Raw genomic sequence first — 12,862 nt, forward strand, 5'->3', positions numbered from 1 at the left:
TTATTCTCCATATTGACCTGTTATTTTATTGTTATGGTTATGCTCTGTTTTAATACGTGCTTGAAATTTACTGTCGACGGGGCTTAAACCTGACGGCAGCGCTTTAGGTATTTGCGGCGTTAAGCTCTCGTCGGTTAGCGCACCGAGAAAATCGACGATAGATTGAATCTCAGCTTTACTTAACTTTGGCTCCCAGATATGCCAATGCAATTGTAAGTCTTGATCTTTTGGCACAGCATGGCCGCGACCTTTGCTATAAAATTCTACTGCCTCAAATAGTGAATTAAATCGTCCTGAATGCATATAAGGCGCTGTTTTAGTGATATTTCTTAAGGTTGGCACTTTAAAACCACCACGCAACTTTTTCGCGTTAAAAGTTCTCTCTGCGCCAATATCAAAATCAAGTCCATCGGGTTCGGGGGTTCCAATTACCGCGATTTGATTGTTGGTAAATAACGGCGGTTGATGACACTCTGCACAACGAGCTACAAACGAGCGAAAAACATTTAAACCGGCAATTTCATTTTCAGTTAAGGCATCATGTGCGCCATGAGCGTAGCGATCATAACGACTATTAAGCGATATCAATGACGTCTGAAAAGCGGTTAACAGGCGGTAGACTTGCGCGATCTCAATATTGGCTTTATCTGGGTATACTTGTGCGAATAACTGACGATATTGCGCATTGCCTCTTAAGCTTTTTAACAAAGCTTCTGGCTTATTGCCCATTTCTTTGGGATCGAATAACGGTCCAACCGCTTGCTGCTCCAATGTTGTTGCTCGTGCATCCCAGAAAAATTTGTCGAGAAAGGCGACGTTCCATAATGTGGGGGCGGAACGCGCCACCTTTACTCCAGTCACACCAACGCTTCGATCAAGCTGGTCACTGAATCCTCTATCTGGCTGATGACAACTAGCACATGACATGCTGCCATCCACAGACAACAGTGGGTCGAAGAACAAGTAGCGCCCTAAGTCTATTTCCTGTGGCGTAAAGCCATCGCGGTGTTTTGGTAACGCTGTTTTGGTGCCGCCAACACCTCGCCCCTGCACAGAGTCATAAAATTGGTACAAATTAACCAGCTTACAAACGCCTTGTTCGGTTAATTCAAAGCTCGGCGGACACTGCGTTTTGAGTGTTATTGATAATGGCTTCGCGTCACCGAGAAAAGTAAAAAACAACAGGCAACTTAGCGAGATACGTATCAACATAGCATGCTCTTATTGGTTTACGATATAAAACAAAATATCGGCCAGTTCTTGCTCTGACACAGTTTTTGCCATCATCGCCATTTGACGACCAAATTTATCGTCTTGATGCGTTCCTCTCACGCCATTGGTAAAATTTTGCATTTGTCGTTGTAAATAACTTACCTGCTGACCGGCTAGCTTAGGCGCATTAAACGCTTCATTTCCTTGCGCTTGGCCACCGTGACATGCCCCACATTTGGCTTGGTAATAACGGCTACCATTTTTCATGTCGCCACTGATGCTTTGATTAGGTTTATCGACGACTTGTTGCGATAAAAAATCAGCAATTAATTGATAGTCGTTGACTGAGAGAGTTTTCACCATCGCCGCCATTGTTTGGCCATTGATATCGTCGGGATGAGCTCCGCGAATGCCACGAGCAAAATGCTCAAGTTGCCTAGTGGTATATTGTGACAATTGTCCTGCAAGCACTGGTGCATTGAGCGACTCATTTCCTTGTCCTTTATCACCATGACAAGCAACACATGATTGAAAGTTCGTTGGTGTTTGATTGGCTAACGCATAAAAAAAACCACCAAGATAAAGCGGAGTTGCTAGCCCCAATATAGTCAAAACACGCTTCAATTGTTGTTGGATAGTCAAGTCGCCACCTATTTAATTGGTAAACCTCACTCAACTATAAAAGCTTATCAATAAAATAGCTGACGGAAACAAAAAAAAAGCTGACGTATTAATGAAAAACTACGATGATTTATTGAGTGTTCAGGTGTTTTTTTCTAAATTCAGTGGGTGTCATCTGATGTTGTGCCTTAAATGCTTTATTAAAAGAACTTAAACTTCTAAAGCCACTTTCAAGCGCTAATGTTAGCACAGGAATGGTGCAAAACTCGCTATCTTTCAATTTTGTAGCAACTTCATTTACTCGGTAATAATTTAAAAAATCATTAAAATTTCGGTAGCCAAGCTCTCCGTTTATTAGATTGCGTAGCTTATATTCATGAATCCCTAAATGTTTTGCAAAGCCGGCTATGGTCAGCCCCTCCTGTTGGTATAACAGCTCTTCTTGCATTGAATTAACAATAACGGAAATTTCACGAGACACAGGCTTTTGCTTGCTCGCAGGCTCACTCCCAAGATTAACTTGTTGAAACAAACTTGATTGGTTCAACTGAAACAATACAAGGTTTATGCCAGTAACCAACGCCGCCAATAGCATACTGGTCAGCAAAGCAAGGCCCGAATCACTAATTGCTAATAATTGTTCAAGTACAATTTTAATCAGTAAATACAATGCTGAAACTGAAATTACCCCGCCGCGAATATAGCGACGCTGCTGCACTAAGTCATCGCGCCAATGCTTAACAGCAATAATTAAGGCATGGGCAATTAGGCTCAGCTCTAATGCTAACGCCCCATAGTAAATAACGTAATTAACATTAGGGTAATCGCTAATTGAAAAACCACCAATTAACTCCACAGCCTTGCTCGACAACGGAATAATCAAGGTGAATGATGCTAGGTAGTATTGCCACTGTTTTAACCTAACGTGATCGCCAAAGACACTTAAACTCACCAACCAAAACAAGCCAGGTAAAGCGTTACCCCCAATAAAAGCGTACCAAAATAATACTTGGTTCTGAGTCGCTACAGTTTCAACATCACCGAGAATGTAACCCGCGCCACAAAACATTAATAAAATAAACAGGGTTATCGAATGGTTTTTCTTTTGATGAGGCAACAAAGCGAGGATACAAAACACCATTTGAGCAACGGCAAACAAGGAAAAAAATTCAATCATATAAAACGCCTAAAACATCAAAAGAGCGATCAGAATAAGATTTTAGTGTAAACAGAAAGGGAAGAAATTGGTAGCGAAAGAATAGGTTGCTAACCTTGCTACTTATCGTAAGAGTTGGAAGTATTTTAAATTTAGCCACTGTTATGAATCCTAAAGACCTAATAAAAAAATGAGATCAAAAACGACGATACCATTGCACGTTTCCATGTGTGTTAATTGTAAAATTAAAACGAATCCGCCCACCATTAATTTGTTTGTTTAAGCAGCCTCAATTAATGTTCCTAAAACGCACACTATGGCCTTGTTACTAATAACCCCCTCATATACAAAAGAATAAGTGACTTAAAATTCGGCTTTGTTTTCGACAAGTTCAGGGATAAACTCAAGTATGGCATGTAATACAATTTAAGCGTAAACCCCCGTCTTTAAAGGGGTTAATTGAAGATACCGAAGATTTTTTAACTGACACGCTTTATTTTGTATATTTTATACTATACAATTCATCTCATATAATTTTTGAAGAAAAGGTAATATGATGGAAACAAATAGCACAGATTGGCGATATACCGTTATGCCTGCCGTGTTTACATGGTTAAAAGAGTCAGCATCCGGTGCCCTTGAAATTGATCTTGATGCAACAAAAAAATACGCGACGGATATTTTAAAAGTTCAAGGAAAAGCTGGAACCAGAATGGGGGGGCTTGTCGGCTCTGGTACTTTGGGTGAAAACAGCTACCTTAGCGCTGATCAACGTCTTTCTTTACTTAAAGGCCTTTCTGATGTTGCTAGAGAATTTAATGTTCCATTAATAAGTGGCGCAGCGGCAGAAACTAAAGAAGAACTTGCGAAAATCGTTAAAGAACTAGCGAAAGTTGGTGTGGATACTGTCATGGTGATGCCACCGAAAACCAAAGAAACACCTTCTGATGAAGAAATGTATGCCTACTACGAACTTGCTGCATCGGCAGCAAACGAAGCCGGCATCACCATTATGCCTTATAACAACCCAGATGCTGCTGGCTATCACGCACTTTCAACTGAGCTTCTTAAAAAGCTTGCGGCTTTGCCTGAAGTAACTGCGCTTAAAATATCTACTTCAGATGTTTCCATTATTGAAACACTAGTGGTAGAAAACAAAGATTTAAAAATCTTAGCAGGTGTAGATACAGTAACAGTACATGCTGGACTTGCTGGCGCATGTGGTGGCATTACTGGGGTAGGATGTATCTTCCCTAAAGCCAGTGTGACCATGCAAGAGTATGTCAATGATGGAAATTGGGCTGAGGCCAACAAAATTTCTCAGGCAATGAATTCAATATCATACCTTGATGCTCAGCCGTTGTTGTTAGAATATCTTAAGTTTGCTTTTGGTATTCATCACAATGATGCTGATGGTGGACTTCGCACCTTAGGTAAAAAGTTAACCCAAGAGCAAATTGATGATGTCCGCGCAAGATATGCACTCGCAAAAGAAAGGCTAGAAGCTTTGGATTTAATCGATTAATCCACCCAAGTCTTCAAAAAAGATAAAGCCCTGTTTTTACAGGGTTTTTTTATATCCATTATTAAAAATGGATATTAGACTAAAGCACTTATCCAACACTTCTTATTATTTTATTGAGCGGCATTGAGCTCAACGTGTAGTAAATGCAACGCTTTCTCGAGACTAGTGTCACTATCAGCATAAAAATCAGGGGTGATGCCAATGCCCTGCCAACTGTGTTTTGACTGAATACAACTTATTTTTGCATAGGGTAAGGTTAACGACAAATGCGGTGACAGTGTTAACGTGGTGGTTAAATGTGTCATCCCCATGGTTTCCTGACCTATTATCGTTGCATTAAGATGCTCTTTTAGCACGTGGGTAAAAAATTCCCACTCTCTACTAACAAAAGCAGAGGTCACTAGGTAAACAGGCGTGCCCTTAGGCAATGGCTTAAGTAGGCTGCTGCCATTAACTACGACTGTTTTTACGGTATCGTTTAAGGTTAATTCACCGAGTGTTACGCCATCGGCAATAAAAAACGAAAACAAATGTTCAACCGTGGCAAGCGATACACTATCAGCCTGTTGCAAGTCGAGAATAACAGCTTTGGCTTGAGATAAATCAGCTAACGTTTCTGCTAAGAGATTATTGCTAATAGCTTCAGTTAGCGCACCATTTACCTTTAAGTAGAAGATACCATCGCCATTAAATTCAACATTAACGGTATTATCGCTCGCTTGCGCTTCGATGATGGTATTAGTGAGTTGAATTGCGATGTGGCTGTCTTGGGTAGCTTTAAGTACGCTAGTATGTAAGTCGCGAGCAAATAGTTCATAGGGGACATCATCTGTAATCCCCTTTAACTTGACGATATTGTCGAGTTCTGCGACTAATTCAGTTACATCTAATGGGTAAACATAAATATGCTTAAATGCATTAATCAGCGTTGTATATACCGATGTTGCTTCTTTGGCAGGTATTAACGGCAACGGCTTCTCTGAGATAGCGATACCTTGCGGGTTTTCTTGAGCATAGCCAATTGAAGAAATCCCTAGTACAACCAAGAGCACCAATAACAGCGGTGTTAACCACTTAAACATATTCATTTCTCGTGACAATCTATGTCATATAGATTGGATAAAATAACTTTATTTCAAGGTACTGTATCGTTTTAATTATCCCCTTACCACTTCAAACATCGCCAACTAGCGTTGATAAATTAAAATATAACTTTAATTTTTTGTTAATAAGATGTATATAATATATTTAACTCGATGTGATTTCTAAATATTTAAGGTTTTGGTGACGGTACAGGGTAGAACAAGTTAACGATGAATTAATTAAGGAAAATACACATGAAAAAGGAAAAAATTAAGTATTCCACTACGACTATTTTTCTTCATTGGCTAAGTGCCATTGTGATTTTATGGGCATTATTGACTGGTGGCTTAATATCGTTGGTTGAGCTAGATGTTTCAGTGAAACATCAAATTGCAACATTTAACGTCTCTTTAACGACATTATTTGTTCCTTTCTTTGTATGGCGAATCATCAATAGATTGGCAACAGAGCACCCGAAATTACTACTAACAACAGTATGGCAAATGCGTTTAGCTGGTTATGTACATACACTACTTTATATTTTTACAAGTATCGTTTTACTCTCTGGTTTATTCATGATGGAAGAAGCCATCAATGTTTTTGGCGTATTTTTAATTCCAAGGATTATCAACGTACAGGACGTAAACCTATGGTTTAGTCATGTGCACTTATTCTCATCTATTTCTCTAGCCTTTTTAGTTTTCATTCATATAGCTGCAGTTTTCAATCATAAAATGAAAGGCGTTAATTTACTCAGTAGAATGCGGTAGTGATATCAACTACATTCTTTAATTTAAGTCTCACTACATAGCTTACGATTATTTATAATGCCTTTGTAAGACCTATTAATTTAGATCTTACAAAGGCATTATTAATAGTGACTGACTATGGTTATCCTAAAATAAAGTTTGCTAACGCTTTTTGAATACCAACTACATCCGTTCCACTTTTGAGTTCCTTAACTAACGGTGTCGTGTCGCTGCCAATCCATAATTTAAGTTCGGCATCTAGATCAAAGCGACCCGCAGTTTCGACCGAAAATCGGGAGATAGATTTAAAGGGAATAGATAAATACTCAACCTTTTTACCGGTTAAGCCTTGTTTATCGATAAGTATTAAGCGTTTGTCGGTAAAAACAAACATATCTCTGATGACTTTATATCCCATCGTAATACGTTCGTTGTCACCAATAATCGGCGCGAGTTCTTCTGAAAGTTCGCCAAGATCTACCTCAGAGGCGTTCCCCATTAAACCTGATAAAATTCCCATGTGCTTTCCTGTTCCATTGTAAAGTTTTTGAAGGTGTTGACGGTTAGTCACTTTTTAACCGAGCTAACCGTGCCTTTAGAGTATTCTCGATATGTTGCCATTCTACAAGTGGATATCGTTAGCGTGGTTAACCTGTAATACTTTTTATTTTAATTGGCTAGCTTTTGTGTTTAAGGATACAGAGAGAAAATACAAAAAAGCACTGCTAAGCAGTGCCTTGAATTAAGATTACACGCTGATGATTAGAAGCTGTACTTAATATCAAACCCCATTTCCAGACCTCGGTTAATACGGCCATGTGGCGTGCCGAGCACATTGGCGGTTAACCCTCCAATACTTTCCATGTAACGGTTATCAAATAAATTCTTACCCCACAAACCGATTTCTAAGTTATCAGCATTGTTGGTCCATGAAATTCGAGCATTTAAATTTTCAGTATCGAGAAAATATTCATCAACCGCTTTTCGATAATCCTCTAGACCGGCGATCGAATCATTGGTGTTTTCTACGAATACATAATCTAGATGAACATTGGTGCTACCGTTACCAAAATCAGGCGCCCAATCTAAGGTAAAGGTGTAATTGGTGTTTGCATCGCTTGAAGTTTTGGTTGCAGCAACTAGCGTTCCTTCACCATTATAAAATTCTGGTGAAAAATTATCGGTATCGCGAATTTCAGTAACCATACCTAAATTAAGGCTACTCGATACTCGCCAACGTAAGTCGAACTCGATCCCTTGAATTTCGCGGTCTTCATTAATAATGGTCGGTATCGCTTGACTACTACCAGGCGCTTTCGAATCCACTGAACGCTGCAAATTATCAAGTGTTAACTGATAAACACTAACGTTAGCGGTTACTTCATCCCACAACACAGCCTTATAGCCAAATTCGATGTTTTTGCTATCTTCAGGAGCGAATGATTGCGTGCTCGGCGTTAAGGAATCAAAACCGCCCGACTTATACCCTGTAGAGTATGATGCAAAAACCATTTGGTTATCATCAATTTGATAGCTAGTGACAAAACGTCCAGTAACCTTGCTCCAAGAGTCACTTGCCGCTAGAGAAACTTCAGGAAACAGAATATTGTTAATGGGCACCTGAACGCCGGCTGGCATCAAGCTATTTATCGGCGTTGTGGAAAATGAATTAACCGGAATATCCCAGGTAAAGTCTTTTTCATCTTTTGAGTAACGAAGACCAAGGATAACATTCCATTTATCATTAACCACATAATCAACATCGGCGAAAACACCAAAGTTAGTAAAATCACCGGTATTATTAACACTTTCTTGCCAGAACTGTCCCGCATAACTTGGGCCAAATATTTCAGGTATATATGGAGCGTTCAAGCCAACTAATGCTGGCAGTTGTGCGGAAATAATATCGTAAGTCAAATTTCCGGTTGCACTGACAATATCAGCGGTTAACTGGCCACCAGGCATGCCAATTGCAGCCATAATTTGATCCGCCAAGCCAAGGCCATTTAAGGTATTAGCCCAGTCATTGGGGTTCCACATATGATCCATATCATTTAGGCCCATTGCAGCCTTGATAGTGGCAACAGCGCCATCAAAAGTAACCCCTGGACCGAAGGCATTCTCAGCATTACTATCGGCATTACCACCGATCATTGCCGCAACTTGTGCAGCGACTAAACCATTAATTTGATTGTTTAAATCACCAGTGATCAGTCGTGCTGCAGTATCAGTGGTTAAATTGAGCTCTGTGGTTTGGCTAACGTCTTCTTTTGAATAAGAAAACCCTGCTACCGCATTGACTTTATCGCTGACATAATTCAGTTGCAACTCAGTATAAAGAATCGAAGAATCTTCATTGTTTGAGGTATCAAAATAACGGGTTATATCAGCGGTGCCATCTTCATCTTGGCGGTTTTCAGTTTGCCAATCACGGTAGCTTAGAACATACTTTGCCGACCACTGATCATTAAATTCATGATTGATTTTCGCGGTAACACCATACATATCACGCGCTTCTACGCCATTTCTTACATCGTTTTCTGCTTCTCCTGCAAAAGGAGTTGCTCCGTGATTATAAGCGTAATCACTAACCCCCACCGCCATGGGTGGCCCTTGCTCTAAATCATCATGATCATAGGACAATTGAAAGTTCGTGCGAGACGAAATATCCCAAAGTAACGCGACTCTTGCGGCTTGATGATCACGCTCTCCCAAATCCCATTGCTTATAGCCATTATCATTCCATTGGCTATTCGCAACATTTTCAACAATTCCGTCTTGTTGATTAGTTAATACATTAGCACGCAGATAAAAATTGTCACTCAACGAGAAATTAACCATGCCCTCAACACGCATTAAGTTATCGGTACCTACTGTTGCCTTAACAAAATTGTCGAAATCTCGCTGTGGCGACTTAGGTACCATATTGACCACCCCCATTGCGGCATTGCGGCCAAACAATGTGCCCTGCGGGCCTTTTAACACTTCGATGCGCTCCATATCAGAAAACAACACATTTTGCGCGGCTCGTGGCATATAAACATCATCGTAAAACGTTGCCGAGGAAGGATCACCACCAACACTGATGTTAGGGCTTGAAATGCCGCGCATGGTAATGCCTGCTTGCGTCATGTTTGAACTGTCAAAATCAAAACCGGCAATAAACTTATCAACATCACTTAACGTTATCGAACTACTTTCTTCGATAAGGCTTTCACTTATGGTACCAACGGTGACGGGTACTTTTAATATGTTTTGTACTCGCTTTTGCGCCGTAACAGTGACGACCTCGAGTGTCTCTTTAGTCTCTTCGCCCCCCATTTCATCATCAAAAAATGCCGAAGCAGAATTGATTGGCAGCGCTGCGACAATCGCCAAAGCCAATGGACATTTTTTGGTATTAACTTGTCCTAGTATCTTGCTAATGCTTTCCAACATTGCTTTCTCCCCAAACCCAGTAAAATAGTTATGTTGTTATTCGTTTTTATAAAGTCACTATAGGAGGCAGCTGATTTAAAAGCTTATCTATTGTTATAAAATCCTGACGAATAATTAAAATTACTTAAATAATTATTAAAAAATAGGCCAAAACGTCATTAAAACCAAAGTTTTGCTATTTTTAATTACTGAAAGGGTATTAGTTGTCATTTCATACAATGACCATCTAATTCACTATTAATGTCTGAAAATCGCTAGTACCAAGGTTGATATCGTTTACAATCATTAACTCGGTTTTAAGGTAGTATAGCGACATGTTAGATCCGCAAATTTGTGAACAAGCCAGACTCAGCAGAGATGCACGTTTTGACGGTAAATTTTATACCGCAGTATTAACCACAGGTATATTTTGTCGCCCCATATGTCCAGCTCGCCCACCTAAGCCCGAAAACGTGGTTTATTACCAAAGTGCAGAGCAAGCGCAAAGCTCTGGGTTTAGGCCTTGTAAACGATGTTTTCCAGAGTTTGCACCAGAGTTAAATATTCCAATACTCCTCAAGCATATTATCAGTCACTATGACTACAGTTGCGACACCATATCGAGCACTGCCAAAACCTACAATATAAGTGAGCGCCAACTAAACCGTCTATTTAATCAGTACCTGGGCGTTTCTCCGATCACATTTTTTCAACAGCAACGATTATTATTGGCAAGAAAGTTACTGACTAAAACAACACTTTCAATAACCGATAGTTGCTACGCCTCAGGTTTTAATAGTTTGCGTCGGTTTAATGAAGCTATCAAAAATGCTTACCAACAAACCCCAAGCGAACTAAGAGCTAATCAAGAACCAACGCTCTCCAGACAAAATGTTACCTTGGCCTTGTATTATCGCCCGCCATTTGACTGGCCGCTAATGCTCAGCTTTTTTAAAGATCGTCAAATCTCAGGCATAGAACTTGTTGATAATGAAAGTTATCGCCGTACGATTTGGCTCGACGCGTGTTACGGGTGGCTAGAAGTTAAACATCATCCTGACAAGCATGCCCTATTGCTGACCGTTAATTTATCTGATTATCGATATTTAAATCAGGTTATCTCGAGGGTGCGACGCATGTTTGATTTAGATGCGGACATGAGCTTAATTCATAAAAGCTTATCAAGTCACCCGATACTCGCACAAACACTAAAAAAATATTCAGGTTTGCGTTTACCCGGCAGTTGGGATTTTTTCGAATTTTCAATCAGAGCAATATTAGGACAACAAGTATCAGTAAAAGCTGCCACGACCTTTGCACAGCGCATTGCTGAAAAATATGGTAGGAAGTTAGTACCAACTAACGATTTAAGTCAATATCAATTATGCGGTTATTTTCCAACCATTAATGACCTATTAACGGCTGACTTACGCGAGATAGGTTTAACAAGTACCCGCCGACAAACTCTGCAACGTTGGGTTGCTTTTTATCACCACAACCACAAAGCATTACTCGCTTGTCATTCAGGTGAGCAATTAAGTCAATTAATCAGCCCAATTAAAGGAATTGGTCCTTGGACAATTAACTATATGGCAATGCGTGGTCTTAGTGACCCGGATGCTTTTCCAAGTGCTGATTTAGGCGTGATTAAAGCGTTAAATGGCACAATAGCTAAAGATGAAAATAGCGACAAATTATCACAAAAACAAATCATTGCTCAGGGGGATGAATGGCGGCCATGGCGCTCTTATGCAACCTTATTGCTTTGGCACAGCCTACACTAACTCTGCTTGTTATAAATTCAACTAACTGAGGTTCTCATGTACTACACCCGATACTCTTCACCTTTTGGCCAAATACTCATGACCGCTACTCAACTTGGCCTTACCGGGCTCTACTTTGAAGAAGGGCACTCGTTACCACAACATCTAGATGCTCATGATGAAACCCGTGCGCCGTTTGCTCAAGCATGTAAACAATTAGACCAATACTTTAATAAAAAGCGTCAAGTATTTGATCTTTCTTTAGCGCCACAAGGCACTTCCTTTCAACAAAGCGTATGGGCTATGTTACAAAAAATCTCATACGGAGAGACGAAGAGTTATGCATGGCTTGCCAAAGCCATAGGTAATGAAAAAGCGGTTCGAGCCGTTGGCGCAGCAAACGGCAAAAATCCGATATCGCTTGTTATCCCCTGCCACCGAGTCATCGGCAGTAATGGTGCGTTAACAGGATATGCAGGAGGATTAACGCTAAAAGCTAAGCTACTTGCTTTTGAATCGTCAACAAATTGATTTTAATCAAATAGTCGTGATCGTATGCTTGTTAAATAATCACATATCCTCTAACTTAATAACTCGAAAGTCGATAATCGTAATCACAGAGAGCTCTTATGACAGATGAGTATCAACCAGTTTATGTTTGGTCTAAATTTCAACGGTTATTTCATTGGCTCAATGCCATCGCTGTTTTGCTTTTACTGGCAATTGGTTTGGTGATATTTAATGCCGGTGCACTTGATATAAGCAGTGAAGGAAAAATTTTATTAAAGCAGTGCCATGTCATTGTTGGTTATGTATTCGCGATCAATTTACTGTTTCGCCTTTGTTTAGGCTTTGTTGGAAAGGGCTATGAAAAATGGGGCAAAACTTTACCTTTTATGAAGGGGTTTGGTGACGAAATCAATGAATTTAAACAAAACCCTCATCAGCAATATAAAGGTCATAATCCGCTTGGAAAGTTAATGATAGCTGCTTTATTACTTGCGATGAGCATTCAAACCGTCACTGGATTAGTGATTGCAGGCACCGATATTTATTACCCACCTTTGGGGCAACACTTTGCTGAAAGTATTGCCGTAGATAAAAACCAACTAGAACTCATTCAGCCATACTCAAAAGAAAATGTCGATCCAGAAGCCTACCAGGCGATGCGAGATTTTCGGAAACCTTTTATCACCATCCACGTTTATACCTTTTATGGTTTATTGTTTTTGATTCCTCTGCACTTAATTGGTGTTATCATTGGTGAGCGTCGAGAAAAAACAGGGTTAATCTCTTCGATGATCACTGGTTATAAATTTATTAAAAAATAGATCAC

The 12,862-nt window shown here is 39.9% G+C and carries 11 protein-coding genes; 5 read left to right on the top strand and 6 right to left on the bottom strand.

Features of this window, described 5'->3' with window-relative positions; all coding sequences use genetic code 11:
- From ACSLUH_RS10785 to ACSLUH_RS10795, 3 genes are all read right to left on the bottom strand, one after another.
- A complete protein-coding gene (locus ACSLUH_RS10785; RefSeq protein ID WP_448566824.1) occupies window positions 1-1,212 on the bottom strand; it encodes a cytochrome-c peroxidase in 1,212 nt (403 codons plus the stop codon).
- Between the two features lie 9 nt (window positions 1,213-1,221).
- Window positions 1,222-1,854, bottom strand: coding sequence for a c-type cytochrome (locus tag ACSLUH_RS10790; protein WP_448566826.1), 633 nt, complete (start codon window positions 1,852-1,854; stop codon window positions 1,222-1,224).
- Between the two features lie 109 nt (window positions 1,855-1,963).
- Window positions 1,964-3,010, bottom strand: coding sequence for a helix-turn-helix domain-containing protein (locus tag ACSLUH_RS10795; RefSeq protein ID WP_448566828.1), 1,047 nt, complete (start codon window positions 3,008-3,010; stop codon window positions 1,964-1,966).
- Window positions 3,011-3,545: 535 nt separating this feature from the next.
- Here ACSLUH_RS10795 and ACSLUH_RS10800 point away from each other — a divergent pair.
- Window positions 3,546-4,514: a dihydrodipicolinate synthase family protein gene (locus ACSLUH_RS10800; RefSeq protein ID WP_448567024.1), complete on the top strand. Its 969-nt coding sequence runs from the start codon at window positions 3,546-3,548 to the stop codon at window positions 4,512-4,514.
- A gap of 110 nt (window positions 4,515-4,624) precedes the next feature.
- On the opposite strand, the gene ACSLUH_RS10805 is transcribed toward ACSLUH_RS10800, so the two are convergent.
- Window positions 4,625-5,596 carry a S41 family peptidase gene (locus ACSLUH_RS10805; protein ID WP_448566830.1) on the bottom strand — a complete coding sequence of 324 codons (972 nt, stop codon included), beginning with the start codon at window positions 5,594-5,596 and terminating at the stop codon, window positions 4,625-4,627.
- Between the two features lie 255 nt (window positions 5,597-5,851).
- Here ACSLUH_RS10805 and ACSLUH_RS10810 point away from each other — a divergent pair, with 255 nt between their 5' ends.
- Window positions 5,852-6,367: a cytochrome b gene (locus ACSLUH_RS10810; RefSeq protein WP_448566832.1), complete on the top strand. Its 516-nt coding sequence runs from the start codon at window positions 5,852-5,854 to the stop codon at window positions 6,365-6,367.
- Window positions 6,368-6,488: 121 nt separating this feature from the next.
- Here ACSLUH_RS10810 and ACSLUH_RS10815 read toward each other — a convergent pair whose 3' ends face one another.
- Window positions 6,489-6,866, bottom strand: coding sequence for a PH domain-containing protein (locus ACSLUH_RS10815; RefSeq protein WP_448566834.1), 378 nt, complete (start codon window positions 6,864-6,866; stop codon window positions 6,489-6,491).
- Between the two features lie 242 nt (window positions 6,867-7,108).
- Window positions 7,109-9,784, bottom strand: a complete 2,676-nt coding sequence (locus ACSLUH_RS10820; RefSeq protein ID WP_448566836.1) for a TonB-dependent receptor — start codon at window positions 9,782-9,784, stop codon at window positions 7,109-7,111.
- Between the two features lie 314 nt (window positions 9,785-10,098).
- Here ACSLUH_RS10820 and ACSLUH_RS10825 point away from each other — a divergent pair, with 314 nt between their 5' ends.
- From ACSLUH_RS10825 to ACSLUH_RS10835, 3 genes are all read left to right on the top strand, one after another.
- Complete coding sequence (locus ACSLUH_RS10825) at window positions 10,099-11,547, top strand: DNA-3-methyladenine glycosylase 2 family protein (protein WP_448566838.1); 1,449 nt, start codon at window positions 10,099-10,101, stop codon at window positions 11,545-11,547.
- Between the two features lie 36 nt (window positions 11,548-11,583).
- Window positions 11,584-12,057: a methylated-DNA--[protein]-cysteine S-methyltransferase gene (locus ACSLUH_RS10830; RefSeq protein WP_448566839.1), complete on the top strand. Its 474-nt coding sequence runs from the start codon at window positions 11,584-11,586 to the stop codon at window positions 12,055-12,057.
- 98 nt (window positions 12,058-12,155) lie between these two features.
- Window positions 12,156-12,857, top strand: coding sequence for a cytochrome b/b6 domain-containing protein (locus ACSLUH_RS10835; protein ID WP_448566841.1), 702 nt, complete (start codon window positions 12,156-12,158; stop codon window positions 12,855-12,857).
- Window positions 12,858-12,862 lie beyond the last annotated feature (5 nt).

It is taken from the genome of Thalassotalea ganghwensis (assembly GCF_053485795.1).